The organism is Pseudomonas sp. LB3P25 (assembly GCF_054897985.1).
Window position 1 is genome coordinate 6,015,097 of sequence record NZ_CM142711.1, and the last position, 16,924, is coordinate 6,032,020.

13 protein-coding genes are annotated in these 16,924 nt (G+C 59.9%); 4 read left to right on the forward strand and 9 right to left on the reverse strand.

Annotation, left to right across the window (positions count from 1 at the left end; all coding sequences use genetic code 11):
* Positions 1 to 20 precede the first annotated feature (20 nt).
* Positions 21 to 3,917 (reverse strand): phosphoribosylformylglycinamidine synthase, encoded by a 3,897-nt coding sequence (purL, locus tag ACYZTW_RS27675; RefSeq protein ID WP_462002603.1) that lies wholly within the window; start codon positions 3,915 to 3,917, stop codon positions 21 to 23.
* 274 nt (positions 3,918 to 4,191) lie between these two features.
* Between purL and mltF the strand changes: the two genes are divergently transcribed.
* Positions 4,192 to 5,652 (forward strand): membrane-bound lytic murein transglycosylase MltF, encoded by a 1,461-nt coding sequence (gene mltF / locus ACYZTW_RS27680; protein ID WP_462002604.1) that lies wholly within the window; start codon positions 4,192 to 4,194, stop codon positions 5,650 to 5,652.
* 128 nt (positions 5,653 to 5,780) lie between these two features.
* Here mltF and pdxJ read toward each other — a convergent pair whose 3' ends face one another.
* The 8 genes from pdxJ to lptF all read right to left on the reverse strand — a co-directional run bounded on the left by pdxJ (position 5,781) and on the right by lptF (position 14,210).
* Positions 5,781 to 6,524 (reverse strand): pyridoxine 5'-phosphate synthase, encoded by a 744-nt coding sequence (pdxJ, locus tag ACYZTW_RS27685; RefSeq protein WP_076029866.1) that lies wholly within the window; start codon positions 6,522 to 6,524, stop codon positions 5,781 to 5,783.
* Between the two features lie 49 nt (positions 6,525 to 6,573).
* Positions 6,574 to 7,263: a DNA repair protein RecO gene (recO, locus tag ACYZTW_RS27690; RefSeq protein ID WP_462002605.1), complete on the reverse strand. Its 690-nt coding sequence runs from the start codon at positions 7,261 to 7,263 to the stop codon at positions 6,574 to 6,576.
* Between the two features lie 174 nt (positions 7,264 to 7,437).
* Positions 7,438 to 8,340 carry a GTPase Era gene (era, locus tag ACYZTW_RS27695; RefSeq protein WP_462002606.1) on the reverse strand — a complete coding sequence of 301 codons (903 nt, stop codon included), beginning with the start codon at positions 8,338 to 8,340 and terminating at the stop codon, positions 7,438 to 7,440.
* Positions 8,333 to 9,022, reverse strand: coding sequence for a ribonuclease III (gene rnc, locus ACYZTW_RS27700; RefSeq protein WP_033053426.1), 690 nt, complete (start codon positions 9,020 to 9,022; stop codon positions 8,333 to 8,335). The genes era and rnc overlap by 8 nt, the downstream gene beginning before the upstream one ends.
* 184 nt (positions 9,023 to 9,206) lie before the next feature.
* Positions 9,207 to 10,061, reverse strand: coding sequence for a signal peptidase I (gene lepB, locus ACYZTW_RS27705; RefSeq protein WP_462002607.1), 855 nt, complete (start codon positions 10,059 to 10,061; stop codon positions 9,207 to 9,209).
* A gap of 5 nt (positions 10,062 to 10,066) precedes the next feature.
* Positions 10,067 to 11,866 (reverse strand): translation elongation factor 4, encoded by a 1,800-nt coding sequence (lepA, locus tag ACYZTW_RS27710; protein ID WP_462002608.1) that lies wholly within the window; start codon positions 11,864 to 11,866, stop codon positions 10,067 to 10,069.
* Positions 11,867 to 12,037: 171 nt separating this feature from the next.
* A complete protein-coding gene (gene lptG / locus ACYZTW_RS27715; protein ID WP_462002609.1) occupies positions 12,038 to 13,099 on the reverse strand; it encodes an LPS export ABC transporter permease LptG in 1,062 nt (353 codons plus the stop codon).
* Positions 13,092 to 14,210: an LPS export ABC transporter permease LptF gene (gene lptF, locus ACYZTW_RS27720; RefSeq protein ID WP_462002610.1), complete on the reverse strand. Its 1,119-nt coding sequence runs from the start codon at positions 14,208 to 14,210 to the stop codon at positions 13,092 to 13,094. The genes lptG and lptF overlap by 8 nt, the downstream gene beginning before the upstream one ends.
* A 305-nt stretch (positions 14,211 to 14,515) precedes the next feature.
* Between lptF and ACYZTW_RS27725 the strand changes: the two genes are divergently transcribed.
* The 3 genes from ACYZTW_RS27725 to ACYZTW_RS27735 are packed head-to-tail and all read left to right on the forward strand — an operon-like array spanning position 14,516 to position 16,899.
* Positions 14,516 to 16,006 (forward strand): leucyl aminopeptidase, encoded by a 1,491-nt coding sequence (locus ACYZTW_RS27725; RefSeq protein ID WP_462002611.1) that lies wholly within the window; start codon positions 14,516 to 14,518, stop codon positions 16,004 to 16,006.
* Positions 16,007 to 16,066: 60 nt separating this feature from the next.
* The gene (locus ACYZTW_RS27730) at positions 16,067 to 16,495 is read left to right on the forward strand and encodes a DNA polymerase III subunit chi (protein ID WP_462002612.1); all 429 of its coding nucleotides are present in this window, start codon (positions 16,067 to 16,069) and stop codon (positions 16,493 to 16,495) included.
* An 8-nt stretch (positions 16,496 to 16,503) separates the two neighbouring features.
* On the forward strand, positions 16,504 to 16,899 hold the full coding sequence (locus ACYZTW_RS27735; protein ID WP_462002613.1) for a DNA polymerase III subunit chi: 396 nt from the start codon (positions 16,504 to 16,506) through the stop codon (positions 16,897 to 16,899).
* Positions 16,900 to 16,924: the final 25 nt, after the last annotated feature.

A 16,924-nucleotide genomic window follows, 5' to 3' on the forward strand; every position in this document is an offset into this window, starting at 1 on the left:
AGCGCTCAGTTAACCCGCTCTTAGTTTACCCAGACCCGAGCATTACGGAACATACGCATCCAAGGTGCGTCTTCGTTCCAGTCTTCCGAACGCCACGAGTTTTGCACCGCGCGGAACACACGCTCCGGGTGAGGCATCATGATCGTTACGCGACCGTCACGGCTGGTCAAACCGGTGATCCCGCGCGGCGAGCCGTTCGGGTTGGCCGGGTAGTTTTCGGTGACCTTGCCGTGGTTGTCGACAAAACGCATCGCCACACAACCCGACAGATCGGCTTCCAGCAACGCTTCTTCGCTGGCGAACTCGGCATGACCTTCACCGTGAGCAATGGCGATCGGCATACGCGAACCGGCCATGCCTTGCAGGAAGATCGAGTTCGATTCCTGAACCTGAACCATCGCCACGCGCGCTTCGAACTGCTCGGAACGGTTACGCACGAAGTGTGGCCAGAACTCGCTGCCCGGGATCAGCTCGTGCAGGTTGGACATCATCTGGCAACCGTTGCACACGCCGAGGGTGAAGCTGTCGTTACGTTCGAAGAAACCCTGGAACGCATCGCGAGCACGGCTGTTGAACAGCGCGGACTTGGCCCAGCCTTCGCCGGCACCCAGTACGTCGCCGTAGGAGAAACCGCCGCAAGCGACCAGACCTTTGAACTCGTTCAGGTCGACACGGCCGGCCAGAATGTCGCTCATGTGCACGTCGATCGCGTTGAAACCGGCGCGGTCGAACGCGGCCGCCATTTCCACCTGACCGTTGACGCCCTGCTCACGCAGCACGGCAACTTGTGGGCGGATGCCTTTCTTGATGTAAGGCGCGGCGACGTCCTGGTTGACGTCGTAGCTGAGCTTGACGCTCAGGCCCGGGTTGTCTTCTTGCAGCAGCACGTCGAACTCTTGTTCGGCGCAGTCGGCGTTATCACGCAGACGCTGGATCTGGTAGCTGGTTTCAGCCCACTGACGTTGCAGCAGACGACGCTGACCTTCGAATACGGTTTCGCCGTTGAAGGTGATGTTGATCTGGCCGTTGTTCATCGGCTGACCGATCACCGACACGCACTCGCCCAAGCCAGCAGCGCTGAACTGCGCGAGGATGTCCGGTGTCGCGTCCTGGCGAACCTGGATCACGGCGCCCAGTTCTTCGTTGAACAGGATCGCGGCGATGTCGGCAGAAGTTTCTGCCAGACCGTCGAGGTTCAGGCTCAGACCGCAGTGACCGGCGAACGCCATTTCCACCACGCTGGTCAGCAGACCACCGTCGGAACGGTCGTGGTAAGCCAGCAGGTGACCGTCGGCGTTGAGGCCCTGGATCACCGCGAAGAAGGCTTTGAGGTCTTCGGAATCGTCAACGTCCGGCGCTTGCGAGCCGAGCTTGCCGTGAACCTGGGCGAGGATCGAGGCGCCCATGCGGTTCTGGCCACGGCCCAGATCGATCAGGATCAGGTCAGTGGTGCCCTTGTCCATGCGCAGTTCCGGCGTCAGGGTCTGACGGATGTCAGCCACAGGCGCGAAACCGGTCACGATCAGGGACATCGGCGAGGTGACGGTCTTGTCGACGCCTTCGTCGTTCCAGCGCGTGGCCATGGACATGGAGTCCTTGCCCACCGGAATGGTGATGCCCAGCTCAGGGCACAGTTCCATGCCGACCGCTTTCACGGTGTCGTACAGACGCGCGTCTTCACCCGGGTGACCGGCAGCGGACATCCAGTTGGCCGACAGTTTGATGTCGGAGATTTTGTTGATGCGCGAAGCGGCGATGTTGGTCAGGGTTTCGCCGATGGCCATACGGCCCGACGCCGGAGCGTCCAGCAGTGCCAGCGGAGTACGCTCGCCCATGGCCATGGCTTCACCGGTGTACACGTCGAAGCTGGTGGCGGTGACGGCAACGTCGGCCACCGGAACCTGCCACGGGCCGACCATCTGATCACGGGCCACGAGGCCGGTGATGGTGCGGTCGCCGATGGTGATCAGGAAGCTTTTGCTGGCCACGGCCGGGTGATGCAGAACGCGCTCGACGCAGTCTGCAATCTCCAGCGTGCTTGGATCGAAATCGTCGCCCAACTCGTTTTCGCGAACGGCCGAACGGTGCATGCGCGGGGCTTTGCCCAGCAGCACTTCCAGTGGCATGTCCACCGGGCTGTTGCCGAAGTGACTGTCGGTGACCGTCAGTTGCGGCTCGGCAGTGGCTTCGCCGACCACGGCGAACGGGCAACGCTCACGTTCGCAGATCGCCTGGAAGCGTTCGAAGTCCGCCGGGCCAACGGCCAGAACGTAGCGTTCCTGGGATTCGTTACTCCAGATTTCGTGCGGGGCCATGCCCGGCTCGTCGTTTGGAATGTTGCGCAGTTCGAAGCGACCGCCACGGTTGCCATCGTTGACCAGTTCCGGGAAGGCGTTGGACAGACCGCCCGCGCCGACGTCGTGGATAAAGCTGATCGGGTTGTGCTCACCCAACTGCCAGCAACGGTCGATGACTTCCTGGCAGCGACGTTCCATTTCCGGGTTTTCGCGCTGTACGGAAGCGAAGTCCAGGTCGGCCGAGCTGGTGCCGGTGGCCATGGAGGAAGCCGCGCCGCCGCCCAGACCGATCAACATCGCCGGGCCGCCGAGCACGATCAGCTTGGAGCCAACGGTGATCTCGCCTTTCTGTACGTGTTCGGCACGGATGTTACCCATGCCGCCAGCCAGCATGATCGGCTTGTGGTAACCGCGAACTTCGTCGCCACGCGGGGTGGTGATCGACTGTTCGAAGGTACGGAAGTAACCGGTCAGGGCCGGACGACCGAATTCGTTGTTGAACGCGGCACCACCCAGTGGGCCTTCGATCATGATGTCCAGCGCGGTAACGATGCGCTCAGGCTTGCCGTACGGCACTTCCCACGGCTGTTCGAAGCCCGGGATTTGCAGGTTGGACACGGTGAAGCCAGTCAGGCCAGCCTTTGGCTTGGCACCGCGACCGGTCGCGCCTTCGTCGCGGATCTCGCCGCCGGAACCGGTGGACGCGCCCGGGAACGGGGCAATCGCGGTCGGGTGGTTGTGCGTTTCGACTTTCATCAGGATGTGCACCGGTTCCTGCACCGCACCGTACTGGCGGGTTTCAGGGTCCGGGAAGAAACGGCCGGCGACGTTGCCGACGATCACCGAAGCGTTGTCCTTATAAGCCGACAGAACGCCTTCGCTGTGCATCACGTAGGTGTTCTTGATCATGCCGAACAGGCTTTTTTCCTGACTCTGACCGTCGATGTCCCAACTGGCGTTGAAGATCTTGTGACGGCAGTGCTCGGAGTTCGCCTGGGCGAACATCATCAGTTCGATGTCGTGCGGGTTGCGCTTCAAGCCGACGAAAGCGTTGACCAGGTAGTCGATTTCGTCTTCGGCCAGGGCCAGGCCCAGCTCGGTATTGGCTTTTTCCAGCGCGGCGCGGCCGCCACCCAAGACGTCGATCGCGGTCAGCGGCTTCGGTTCGGCGTGGCTGAACAAACCAGCGGCTTGTTCAAGGTTGCCGAGGACGATTTGGGTCATGCGGTCGTGCAGTGCGTCCGAGATCAACTGAGCCTCGGTGTCGCTGAACTGGCCGGCGACGTAGAACGCGATGCCGCGCTCCAGGCGCTGGATTTTGCTCAGGCCGCAGTTGCGAGCGATGTCGCTGGCTTTACTGGACCATGGCGAGATGGTGCCGAACCGCGGCAAGACCAGGAACAGACGACCGGTCGGCTCTTGTACCGGGACACTTGGGCCGTACTTCAGAAGGCGCGCGAGCACCTGCTGTTCGTCGCCGGTCAGGACGCCGGTAACTTCGGCGAAGTGAGCGAATTCAGCATACAAGCCGCTGACAGCCGGGACCTTCTGGCTCAGTTGCTCAAGGAGTTTGCTGTGGCGAAAGGCAGAAAGGGCAGGAGCGCCGCGCAGGATCAACATCTTCGGGACAGCCTCGGGAAGGGGTGTGCTTTGAGGCCGTGCATTCTAGCCTAAACAGACCGCGACATCACCCGAAACGGTACGGGCGGCTGCACCCGGGCGTCGGGCCGGGTGTTCGGACATCAAACAGGTGCGCGCCGAGCGTTATTTTTTCTGTCACAAAATGCTGCCCAGGCCCATTCCTGCGGGCTCCGGAGCGGTTTTAAGTTGCCTAGCAGACAAGCCCTTCGCTGTCGAGATATGGCGCTCGTGGTCCTTTGCGTATACTGCGCAAATGTTTTCCCCAACGGCTTTGCGTCCGCGGTACGCCAAATGGCTGATCGCAACCGGACTCTTCCTGATGCTCAGTGGCTGTGTTGATAAACCCAACACGCTGGAGCGCGTAAAGGAGGATGGCGTGCTGCGGGTGGTTACCCGTAACAGCCCCGCCACCTACTTTCAGGATCGCAACGGTGAAACCGGCTTCGAATACGAGCTGGTGAAGCGCTTCGCCGACGATCTGGGGGTGGAACTCAAAATCGAAACCGCCGACAACCTCGACGACCTGTTTGATCAGGTGGGCAAACCCAACGGCCCGGTGCTGGCTGCTGCCGGCCTGGTCAGCAGCGAGAAACGCAAACAGCAGGTGCGGTTTTCCCACTCCTATCTCGAAGTCACCCCGCAGATCATCTATCGCAACGGCCAATCGCGGCCGACCGACGCGAAGGATCTGGTGGGCAAGAAGATCATGGTGCTCAAGGGCAGCACCCACGCCGAGCAATTGGCGGAGCTGAAAAAGAAAAATCCCGGCATTGAATACGAAGAGTCCGACGCGGTTGAAGTCGTCGATCTGCTGCGCATGGTGGATGAGGGTCAGATTGATCTGACGTTGGTCGACTCCAACGAAGTGGCGATGAACCAGGTCTACTTCACCAACATTCGGGTCGCCTTTGACTTGGGTGACGCCAGCAACCAGAGCTGGGCCGTGGCGGCCGGCGATGACAATAGCCTGCTCAACGAGATCAACGCTTACCTCGACAAGGTGAAGAAGAACGGCACCCTGCAACGGCTGAAAGACCGTTATTACGGGCACGTCGATGTACTCGGCTACATGGGCGCCACCACCTTCGCGCAACACTTGCAGCAACGGCTGCCCAAGTACGAGCAACACTTCAAGGCCTACGCCAAGAAAGAGCAGGTCGACTGGCGCCTGCTGGCGGCGATCGGTTATCAGGAATCCCTCTGGCAACCGGCCGTCACCTCGAAGACCGGCGTGCGCGGCCTGATGATGCTGACCCAGAACACTGCGCAGGCCATGGGTGTGTCCAATCGACTGGACCCCAAACAAAGCATCATGGGCGGCGCCAAGTACCTGGCCTACATGAAGGATCAGCTGGATGAGTCGATCCAGGAGCCGGATCGCACATGGTTTGCACTGGCGGCCTACAACGTTGGCAGCGGTCATCTGGATGACGCGCGCAAACTGGCGGCCAAGGAAGGACTGAACCCGGACAAGTGGCTGGACGTGAAAAAGATCCTGCCGCGCCTGTCCGAGAAGAAGTGGTTCAGCAAAACCCGTTACGGCTACGCCCGTGGCGGCGAACCCGTTCACTTCGTGGCGAACATCCGCCGCTACTACGACATCCTGACGTGGGTGACGCAGCCGCAGCTGGAAGGCAATCAGGTCGCCGAGGGCAACCTGCATGTGCCGGGGGTCGACAAGACCAAGCCGAATCTGGAAACCCCACCGCTTTAGTCCAGGCAACCGAAATCAAATGTGGGAGCGAGCCTGCTCGCGAATGCGGTGTGTCAGTCGACATAAATTTTGACTGATACACCGCATTCGCGAGCAGGCTCGCTCCCACAATGTTTTGTGTTTGGTTTTTAGGCTTTTGCGGCGGCCAGGATCAGCGCCTTCATCTCCGACACCGCCGACTTGAACCCGACAAACAACGCATGAGCCACCAGCGCATGGCCGATGTTCAGTTCGTTGATGCCCTTGATCGCCGCGACCGCTTCGACATTGTGATAGTGCAGACCGTGGCCAGCGTTGACGATCAAACCTTGAGCCAGACCAAACGCCACACCATCCGCCACACGCTTGAGCTCTTCAGCCACTTCGGTCGGCGTCTCGGCATCGGCGTAACGACCGGTATGCAGCTCGATGGCGGGTGCTCCGACACGACGGGACGCTTCGATCTGCCGCTCGTCAGCATCAATGAACAGCGACACTTCACAGCCGATCTTTGACAGGCGATCCACCGCTGCTTTAATCCGTGCTTCCTGACCCGCCACGTCCAGACCACCCTCGGTCGTCAGCTCCTGACGGGTTTCCGGCACCAGGCAAATGTGCGCCGGACGAATGCGCTCGGCGAACGCCATCATCTCTTCGGTGACGCCCATTTCGAAGTTCATGCGGGTTTGCAGCACATCCTTGAGCAGCAACACGTCGCGTTCCTGAATGTGCCGACGGTCTTCGCGCAGGTGCACGGTGATGCCGTCAGCGCCCGCCTCTTCCGCGTCCAGTGCTGCCTTGACCGGATCCGGATAGCGCGTGCCCCGGGCCTGACGCAGGGTGGCAACGTGGTCGATGTTCACGCCAAGAAGAATGCGATTGCTGGTGGTCACGGAAGCGCTCCTGAAGAAGGGAAAGTTCGGTGCACAGCATACGGGGTGATCAGGGCTTGCGAAACAACTCGCGACTGACCAAGGGACGACCGCCCAGATGAACAGCCAGTGCCTGGCGCATCAAGCGTTTGGCCGCGGACAGAGCGCCGGGCGCGGTCCAGTCGGCGTCAGCCATGGCCAACAGCTCCGTGCCATTGAACAGACCGGGTTGCAGCAGGTAGACCCGTTCGAGCCCCGCATCCACTTGCAAACGGTAGAGACCGTCCAGCGCAATGGGATCGCCATGAATGTCGGTGGTCAGGGCGAAGCCGTAACCCAAATCGTCAAGCAGTCGCCATTCAAAGGAACGCAGCAACGGTTCCAGCGGACGACCTTCAGCAAGCGCAAGCAGGGTCGCGGCGTAGTGGCCAAACACAGCGGGATGCGGGTCTTCAGACGGCAGCAGCCGAATCAACAGTTCATTGAGGTAAAGACCACTGAACAGCGCTTCACCAATGAGCCAAGTTGAAACACCGGCGCTTTCCATGCGACCGACATTTTTCAGCTCACCACGGCCACGGAACTCGACTTCCAGCGGCACGAATGGCCGCGCCAGCGTTCCGGCCTTGCCCCGAGCACTGCGCAACACCGCCCGCAACCGACCTTGCGGCGTGAGGAAATCCACCAAAGCGCTGTTTTCGCGGTAGGCGCGGGAGTGGAGCACGTAGGCGGGTTGGCCGACAGGAGGGGTTTGCGACATGGAAGTCAGAGCTCTCAATGAACGAGCACAGCTTTATAAACTACCCAAAACCAATGTGGGAGCGAGCCTGCTCGCGAAAGCGGTGTGACAGTCAACATCAATGCTGAATGTTACATCCTCTTCGCGAGCAGGCTCGCTCCCACAGGGTTTCTCTGGTGTATCAGAAACCGAGACTTACAGGTCGCCGTAACCCAGCGAACGCAAGGCGCGTTCGTCATCGGACCAGCCGCCTTTCACCTTGACCCAAAGGTTGAGCATGATCTTGGAGTCGAACAGCAATTCCATGTCCTTGCGCGCCTCGGTGCCGATGCGCTTAATGCGCTCGCCCTTGTCGCCAATGATGATTTTCTTCTGGCCGTCGCGCTCGACGAGGATCAAGGCATGGATGTGCAGGGTTTTGCCCTGCTGCTTGAACTCTTCGATTTCGACGGTGATCTGGTACGGCAGCTCGGCGCCCAGCTGACGCATGATTTTCTCGCGCACCAGTTCAGCGGCGAGGAAGCGGCTGCTGCGGTCGGTGATCTGGTCTTCCGGGAAGAAGTGATCGTTTTCCGGCAGGTGCTCGGCGATCACTCGCTCCAGTACGTCGAGGTTGTGCCCGTGCTGGGCCGAGATCGGCATGATCTGCGCGTTCGGCAGCTGCTCCTGCAACCAGGTCAGGTGCGGCATCAGCTCGGCTTTGTCTTCGATGCGATCGGTCTTGTTCAGCGCCACAATCAGCGGGCCGGTCACGTATTGAACGCGCTCGAGCACCATCTGGTCTTCGTCGGTCCACTTGGTGCGGTCAACCACGAAGATCACCACGTCGACGTCTTTCAACGCCGCCGAAGCGGTCTTGTTCATGTAGCGGTTCAGGGCTTTCTCGCCACCTTTGTGCATGCCGGGGGTGTCGACGTAGATCGCCTGCACGGTGCCTTCGGTCTTGATGCCAAGCATGTTGTGGCGAGTGGTCTGAGGCTTGCGCGAGGTGATCGCCAGCTTCTGACCGAGGATGTGGTTCAGCAGCGTGGACTTGCCCACGTTGGGACGGCCGACGATGGCGACATAGCCACAGCGAGTTGCAGTTGAATCAGTCATGGCCATTCTCCACGCCCAGGGCAATCAGTGCTGCAGCGGCCGCTACCTGTTCGGCAATACGACGGCTCACACCCTGACCTCGGCTTTTTTCATTCAGTAAGGTGATTTCACATTCGACGAAGAACGTCCGGCAATGCGGCTCACCCTGGATATCCACCACTTCGTAACGCGGCAGTTCACAACCACGCGACTGCAGGAACTCTTGCAGGCGGGTTTTTGGATCTTTGTTGGTGTCGACCAGTGTCAGGCCTTCGAACTCCCCGGCCAGCCAGGCCAGTACGCGCTCGCGTGCCATATCCATGCCGGCGTCCAGGTAGATCGCACCAATCAGCGCTTCAAGGGCATCGGCCAGAATCGACTCGCGACGGAAACCGCCGCTTTTCAATTCACCGGAACCCAGGCGCAGGTATTCGCCAAGATCGAAACCGCGAGCCAGTACGGCCAGGGTCTCACCTTTCACCAGGCGTGCGCGCAATCGCGACAACTGGCCTTCGCGGGCCAGCGGGAAGCGATCGAACAGCGCCTCGCCAGCGACGAAGTTAAGGATGGCATCACCGAGGAATTCCAGGCGCTCGTTGTTACGCCCGGCAAAACTGCGGTGAGTCAGGGCCAGGACCATCAGCTCCTGATCCTTGAAGGTGTAGCCGAGCTGACGCTCGAGACGGCTTAAGGAGACGCTCACGGTTTACCCACGCTGAGTTCGTGGTTGGATTCCACCGCCATCGCCGTGATACGACGCAGGCTTGGGACAATTAACGCTGTGTTCAAAAATAACGTCCTGAATATCGTTGGCTTCATGCTTCCGGCCCCGAATGTGTCGGTTCCAGAAATGCATTCGGCGCTGTGTTCAACAGCGCCGTGTGTGATTACTTGATCAGGCCAACCCGCGAGAAATTCGGCAGGTGACTGAGTTTAGGTTCCGGCCAGCTCATCCAGACTGCGAAGGCCTTGCCGACGATATTCTTGTCGGGAACCATGCCCAGCAGATCCTTGGGAATGCTCGGATCATCCCAGTAGCGACTGTCATTCGAGTTGTCGCGGTTGTCGCCCATCATGAAAAAGTGCCCGGCAGGCACGGTCCACGAATGGTCTGGCGTTGCGCGGTAACGGCTCATTTCCTTGCGGATCAGGTGCTCGGCGACGCCGAGTTTTTCCTTATAGAGCTCAGCGCTGCCCAACGTGCCCGGCTCGGAGCCAACCAGTTGTTCGGCAATCGACTCACCGTTGACGAACAGACGCTTGTCGGCGGTGTAACGAATCTGGTCACCCGGCAGGCCCACCACACGTTTAATGTAGTTGACGTTCGGATCGCTCGGGTAGCGGAACACCATCACATCGCCGCGCTGCGGATCACCGACTTCGATGACTTTCTTTTCGATCACCGGCAAGCGGATCCCGTAAGAAAACTTGTTCACCAGAATGAAGTCGCCAACGTCCAGGGTCGGTTTCATCGAGCCGGAAGGGATCTGGAACGGTTCCACCAGGAACGAACGCAGTACCAGCACGATGAACAACACCGGGAAGAACGACTTGCCGTATTCAACCAGCAGCGGCTCTTTGTTCAGTTTCTCGACCACCACCCCATCAGGCTGGCTGACGCTGCCCTGATAGGAGGCAATGGCGGCACGCCGACGCGGCGCCAGGAAAAGCAGATCGAGCAACGCCAACAGGCCGCAAACGAACACGGCGATGACCAGCAACAGCGGGAAATTTAGTGACATAGGACCTAACTATCCAACCTGAGCACTGCAAGGAAGGCTTCTTGTGGAATTTCCACGTTACCGACTTGCTTCATGCGTTTCTTACCGGCCTTTTGCTTTTCCAACAGCTTGCGCTTACGGCTAACGTCACCGCCGTAGCATTTGGCCAATACGTTCTTTCTGAGCGCCTTGACAGAGGTCCGCGCAATAATCTGCCCGCCAATGGCGGCCTGGATCGCGACGTCGAACATCTGACGTGGAATCAGTTCTTTCATCTTCTCGGTCAACTGGCGACCTTTGTAGTGCGCATTGTCACGGTGCACGATCAGCGCCAGGGCGTCGACTTTGTCACCGTTGATCAACACGTCCAGTTTCACCAGATTAGCCGATTGATAACGATCGAAATGGTAATCCAGCGAAGCATAGCCACGGCTGGTGGATTTCAGACGGTCGAAGAAGTCCAGGACCACTTCGTTCATCGGCAAATCGTAGGTCACTTGAACCTGAGTACCGAGGAACAGCATGTCGTGCTGTACGCCACGCTTCTCGATACACAGGGTAATGACGTTGCCCAAGTGCTCTTGCGGCACAAGAATATTGGCCCGCACGATCGGTTCGCGCATGTCTTCAATCGAGGACAGGTCTGGAAGCTTCGACGGGTTATCGACGTAAATCGTCTCACCGGTTTTCAGCAACAGCTCGAAAATAACCGTCGGCGCCGTGGTGATCAGGTCCAGGTCGTACTCGCGCTCCAGGCGCTCCTGGATGATTTCCATGTGCAGCATGCCGAGGAACCCGCAACGGAAACCGAAGCCCAGGGCGTCGGAACTTTCCGGGGTGTATTGCAGGGACGAGTCGTTGAGCGTGAGCTTTTGCAGGGCTTCACGGAAATCTTCGAAGTCGTCGGAGCTGACCGGGAACAGACCGGCGTAAACCTGCGGCTGAATGCGTTTGAAACCTGGCAACACGTCGACGTCCGGCGTGGAGCTCAAGGTCAGGGTGTCACCCACCGGTGCACCGTGAATGTCCTTGATGCCGGCGATGATGAAGCCCACTTCGCCGGCCTTCAGGTCAACAGTGGCGGTGTGTTTCGGGTTGAAGACACCGACGCTGTCCACGAGGTGGATCTTGCCGGTGGACTTGACGAGGATCTTGTCGCCCTTCTTCACACAGCCGTGGCGCACGCGTACCAGGGAAACAACGCCCAGGTAGTTGTCGAACCAGGAGTCGATGATCAACGCTTGCAGCGGATCTTCGATGTTGCCGGTCGGCGCAGGAATGGTCTTGACCAGACGTTCGAGCACTTCGTCGACGCCCAGACCGGTCTTGGCACTGCACTCGACCGCATCAGTGGCATCGATGCCGATGATTTTTTCGATTTCTTCTTTGACGCGGTCCGGATCGGCCTGTGGCAGGTCGATCTTGTTCAGGACCGGCATGACTTCCAGGCCCTGCTCAATCGCGGTGTAGCAGTTGGCAACCGACTGTGCTTCAACGCCCTGACCGGCATCGACCACCAGCAACGCACCTTCACAAGCCGCCAGCGACCGGCTGACTTCATAGGTGAAGTCGACGTGGCCCGGGGTGTCAATGAAGTTCAGCTGGTACTTGATGCCGTCTTTGGCCGTGTAATACAGGGTGACGCTGTGGGCCTTGATGGTGATCCCGCGTTCACGTTCCAGGTCCATGGAGTCCAGCACCTGGGCCTCCATTTCGCGCTCGGCAAGGCCGCCACACATCTGGATGAAGCGATCGGCCAGCGTCGACTTGCCATGGTCAATGTGGGCGATGATGGAGAAATTGCGGATATGACTCAAATCACTCACGGATCAACACTCAAAAAGGCTGCAGGCATAGCCCGCCGAAAAATAGCCGGGAATTGTACCTGATCCACGGCGCAAGCGTCACGTTCGCAGGTCAGACGGCGGATACAAAAACGCCCCGGTCTTGCGACAGGGGCGTTTTGAGTCACCTGCAAGGTCAGGAGAAACCCTTGATCAACCGGCCCGGCGCAACAACCAGACCCCGGCCAAGGCACAAACAGCCGCCGGAACCAGTACCGCAAACAGCGGCGAAAAACCGAAGACCAGGCTCGAAGGACCGAGCAAATCCTGAACGATACGGAAGGTGAAGCCTACAAGCACGCCGGTGAACACTCGCTGACCGAGGGTCACCGACCGCAATGGACCGAAGATGAAGGAAATCGCCATCAGCACCAGAGCGGCGGTGACCAGCGGCTGCAACACCTTGACCCAAAATGCCAGCCAGTAACGCCCATTGTTCAAACCCTGGTCAGCCAGGTAGTGGATGTAGCCCCACAGACCGCTGATCGACAGCGTTTCGGGCGACATGACCACCGTATTCAACAGCTGCGGACTCAAGGCGACATCCCAGCGCTCGTCCGGGGTGGTGACCACTTCAGTGCTCTTTTCATGGAACAGCGTGGTGGTGACGTCGCTCAATTGCCAGTGATCCTGATCGAACTTCGCCCGCTTGGCGAAGCTGGAAGACAGCATATGACGCTCATTGTCGAAACGATAACGGGTGACGCCGTACAGCAGACCGTCGGGTTGCACCGAGTTGACGTGAATGAACTCATCACCCTGGCGATGCCACAAGCCATGCTTGGCGCTCTGCGCGTCGCCGCCACCCTGAGCCAGGGAGCGATTGGCCTGAGCGGTGACTTCGGTGGCCGGCGCGACATATTCGCCGATCACCACACCCACCGCCATCAGGATCAGCATTGGCTTCATGACCGCCCAGACGATTCGCCCGATTGACACGCCCGCAGCGCGCATGATGGTCAGCTCGCTGTGGCTGGCCAGGCTGCCGAGGCCGATCAGGCAACCGATCAGTGCCGCCATCGGCAACATGTCGTACAACCGACGTGGCGCGGTCAGCAAGACGTAGCTCAACACGTCCATCAAGGTGTAGGTATCGCTGACCTCACTCATCTCATCGATGAACGCAAACAGCGTCGCCAGCCCCAGAATAATCCCCAGTACCGCGAGGATCGCCACGAACACGCTGCTACCAATGTAGCGATCCAGCTTAACCACGAGCCACCTCCAGCGCGCTGCGGCGACTCGCCATTTTCAATTGCATGGTCTCCCAATAGAGCAAGCCCAGGCCAATCGCCAGGAAGATCGCGTGAACCCACCACAACCCCAGAACAGGCGGAATCTTGCCCTTTTCAAGGGCGCCACGAGCGGCAATCAGAATGCTCAGGTAAGCCATATAAAGAAGAATCGCCGGCAGCAGCTTGAGGAAACGGCCCTGACGCGGATTGACCCGCGACAGCGGCACCGCCATCAGGGTCACGATGAAGACCAGCAATGGCAGGGATAGACGCCATTGCAGTTCGGTGCGGGAGCGAATGTCATCGCTGGCGATCAGGGAACTGGTGGTCATCGCGTCACGGTCGGTCACTTCATCGCTGACGTCCGGCTTGGGCAGCAATACGCCGTACTCGTCGTACTTGATCGCCCGGTAGTCGGCCTGGCCCGGATTGCCGTCATAGCGATAGCCGTTGTCGAGAATCAGGTAACGGTTACCGTCGGGGCGAATTTCCTGACGGCCCTTCTCGGCCACCAGCACGGAAATCCCGCGATCCTTGTTATCGGAATTGACGTTCTTCTGCGAAATGAACACGCCGCCAAGGTTGATGCGGTCGTCCGACAGCGTTTCGGTGTAGGTCACCCGCGTTCCGTCACGCAGGGCCTGGAAGCGACCCGGCTCCAGGGTGTCGAACTCGGTCAGGGCATCCTGCTTGTTCAGCAGCAACTGGAACTGATTGGCGCCTTGTGGCGCCAGGCTCAGGCTCAGCCACGCCACCACCAGTGCGACCAGGGTGGCTGGGAAAAGGGTCATGGCAAACAGACGCTGCTGGCTCATGCCGGTGGCAGACAGCACGGTCATTTCACTTTCGAGGTACAGGCGGCCGTAGGACAGCAGGATGCCGAGAAACAGGCCCAGAGGCAAAATCAACTGCAGGAAACCCGGCAGACGAAAGCCCATGATCAGGAATAGTGAGCCCGGATCCAGGAGGCCAGAGGCCGCCTGGGCGAGGTATTTGATGAAACGACCGCTCATGATGATGACCAGCAACACAGCGCTGACGGCGCTCAAGGTCAACAGGACTTCGCGGGATAGATAACGGAAGACGATCAAACCAGACACTCCAGGGTTGTCAGGCTAAGGCGGCCAAACAAGCAAACGCATCAGCCGGCTCGAAGGGCAGAGCCGCCGAAAAAGATGCGCATTATCCTGTGATTGAGCGCGCCTGTCACTGCGCACGCTCAAGCAGGCGGTTAAAGCGTTGAAGATCGTACAACCGAGGGTTGTCAGGCGCCGGTAGCGAGGTTCAAACTGCGGCCTTTGTCGCAGGCCGTGACCTGCGTCTTTCTATTTATAAGCAAGCTCGAACGCATGCCGTCGAACACTTGCGTGTTGACCATTAATTCAGGGACCCGGACATGGAACTGGTTGTAAAAAGCGTTAGCCCAGAAACGTTGAAAACCGCCACTCTGGTAGTCGCCGTCGGCGAAGGCCGCAAGCTCGGCGCCATCGCCAAACAACTCGACGAACTGAGCGGTGGCGCCATCAGCGCTGTGCTCAAGCGCGGCGACCTGGCCGGCAAAGTCGGCCAGAGTCTGTTGCTGCACAGCCTGCCGAACCTCAAGGCCGAGCGCGTGTTGCTGGTGGGCGTGGGCAAAGACGAAGAGCTGGGCGACCGCCCGTTCCGTAAAATCATTGCCGGCATCCTCAACACCCTTAAAGGCCTGGGCGGCAGCGATGCGGTGCTGGCCCTGGACGAAGTCGTGGTCAAGGGCCGCGACAGCTACGGCAAGACCCGCCTGCTGGCCGAAACCCTGGTGGACGGTGAATACACCTTCGACCAGTTCAAGAGCCAGAAAGCCGAGCCTCGCACCCTGAAGAAAGTCACTCTGGTGACCATCAAGGCTGCCCAGGCTGAAGTCGAGCGCGCCGTGGCCCACGCCACTGCCATCGCCAACGGCATGGCGTTCACCCGCGACCTGGGTAACCTGCCGCCGAACATCTGCCACCCGACGTTCCTCGGTGAGCAGGCGAAGAACCTCGGCAAGGAGTTCAAAAGCCTGAAAGTCGAAGTCCTTGATGAGAAGAAGATCAAGGACCTGGGCATGGGCTCGTTCTACGCCGTCGGCCAGGGCAGCGCCCAGCCACCGCGCCTGATCGTCATGCAATACAACGGCGACAAGAAATCCGAGAAGCCGTATGCACTGGTCGGCAAAGGCATCACCTTTGACACGGGCGGCATCAGCCTGAAACCGGGCGCCGGCATGGATGAAATGAAGTACGACATGGGCGGCGCTGCCAGCGTATTCGGCACCCTGCGTGCCGTGCTCGAGCTGAAACTGCCGATCAACCTGGTGTGCATCCTGGCCTGCGCCGAGAACATGCCAAGCGGCAATGCTTCGCGTCCTGGCGACATCGTCACCACCATGAGCGGCCAGACCGTGGAAATCCTCAACACCGACGCCGAAGGCCGTCTGGTGCTGTGCGACGCCCTGACCTACTCCGAGCGCTTCAAGCCGCAAGCGGTGATCGACATCGCCACCCTGACCGGCGCTTGCGTCGTCGCGCTGGGTTCCCACACGTCGGGCCTGCTGGGCAACAACGACGAGTTGATCGGCCAACTACTGAGCGCCGGCCAATCGGCTGACGATCGCGCCTGGCAACTGCCGCTGTTCGATGAGTATCAAGAGCAGCTGGACAGCCCGTTCGCCGACATCGCCAACATCGGCGGCCCAAAAGCCGGCACCATCACCGCGGCCTGCTTCCTGTCGCGCTTCACCAAGGACCTCAACTGGGCGCACCTGGACATCGCCGGCACGGCCTGGACCAGCGGCGGCAAGGACAAGGGCGCCACTGGCCGTCCGGTTCCATTGCTGACCCAATACCTGCTGGACCGCGCCAAAGCCTGAAACCGATGACCCTGGGCGGCGTCACTTCCGGGTGACGCCGCCCTTGGCTCAGGAACCGCAATGACCAAAGTCGACTTCTATATCCTGCCCAGCGCCGATCCTTCAGCGCGGCTGGACTTTGCCTGCAAGCTCACCGAAAAAGCCTGGCGCATGGGCCACCGCATCTATCTGCATTGCAGCGATGCTGCCCAGCGTGACGATCTCGATGCGCGTTTGTGGGCCTTCAAGGGCGAAAGCTTCGTGCCCCACGGCCCAGCTGAAAATGAGCCCGACGGTTTGATTGTGTTGGGCCTTGGCGAGGACTGCGGTCCGCATCAGGATCTGCTGGTCAATCTCGACCTGAAAGTTCCGGTATTCGCCAAACAGTTCGCCCGTGTGGCGGAAGTGGTGGTGGAAGATCCGACGATTCGTACGGCTGCGCGGGAGAGTTTCCGTTTCTACCGCGAACAGGGCTATCCTCTGCAAGATCACCGTTTACAGCGACTCTGAGCATTCCGATGGACACTCCGAAACCGCAACAAAAGTCCGCGCACCTGCTGGACGACCTCGAGTCGATCCGCCAACTGCTCGGCGATGACAACCTGCAACCGCCCTTGCTTACCGATACGGTCGAGGAAGGTGACCAGGAACAGATTCCGATGCTGTTCGATACAGTCGGCGCCAGCCCGCCAACCCTCGAACCGGCGCCACCCGCCCCCGCTGCCCCTGCCGCCCAACCGGCGCCCACCGCCAGCAAGGGGCCCGACGACCTGCTGCACCTGGATGGCGAACTGCGCGCCGCCGCGCAATTGATCATGCAAGACGTGATCGACGACTTCGCCCCGCACATCGAAACCGAAATCAAACGCCGCCTCAGCGCGCGGATGGAACGGTTGTTGAGTCAGTACGAATAAAACACCAATCCCCTGTGGGAGCGAG

What these genes read in the sequence shown, in the direction of transcription:
- ACYZTW_RS27725 (WP_462002611.1), top strand. Translation starts at nt 14,516, where the DNA reads ATGGAACTGGTTGTAAAAAGCGTTAGCCCAGAAACGTTGAAAACCGCC.
- recO (WP_462002605.1), bottom strand. Translation starts at nt 7,263, where the DNA reads ATGTCGCAAACCCCTCCTGTCGGCCAACCCGCCTACGTGCTCCACTCC.
- mltF (WP_462002604.1), top strand. Translation starts at nt 4,192, where the DNA reads ATGTTTTCCCCAACGGCTTTGCGTCCGCGGTACGCCAAATGGCTGATC.
- lepB (WP_462002607.1), bottom strand. Translation starts at nt 10,061, where the DNA reads ATGTCACTAAATTTCCCGCTGTTGCTGGTCATCGCCGTGTTCGTTTGC.
- ACYZTW_RS27730 (WP_462002612.1), top strand. Translation starts at nt 16,067, where the DNA reads ATGACCAAAGTCGACTTCTATATCCTGCCCAGCGCCGATCCTTCAGCG.
- era (WP_462002606.1), bottom strand. Translation starts at nt 8,340, where the DNA reads ATGACTGATTCAACTGCAACTCGCTGTGGCTATGTCGCCATCGTCGGC.
- purL (WP_462002603.1), bottom strand. Translation starts at nt 3,917, where the DNA reads ATGTTGATCCTGCGCGGCGCTCCTGCCCTTTCTGCCTTTCGCCACAGC.
- ACYZTW_RS27735 (WP_462002613.1), top strand. Translation starts at nt 16,504, where the DNA reads ATGGACACTCCGAAACCGCAACAAAAGTCCGCGCACCTGCTGGACGAC.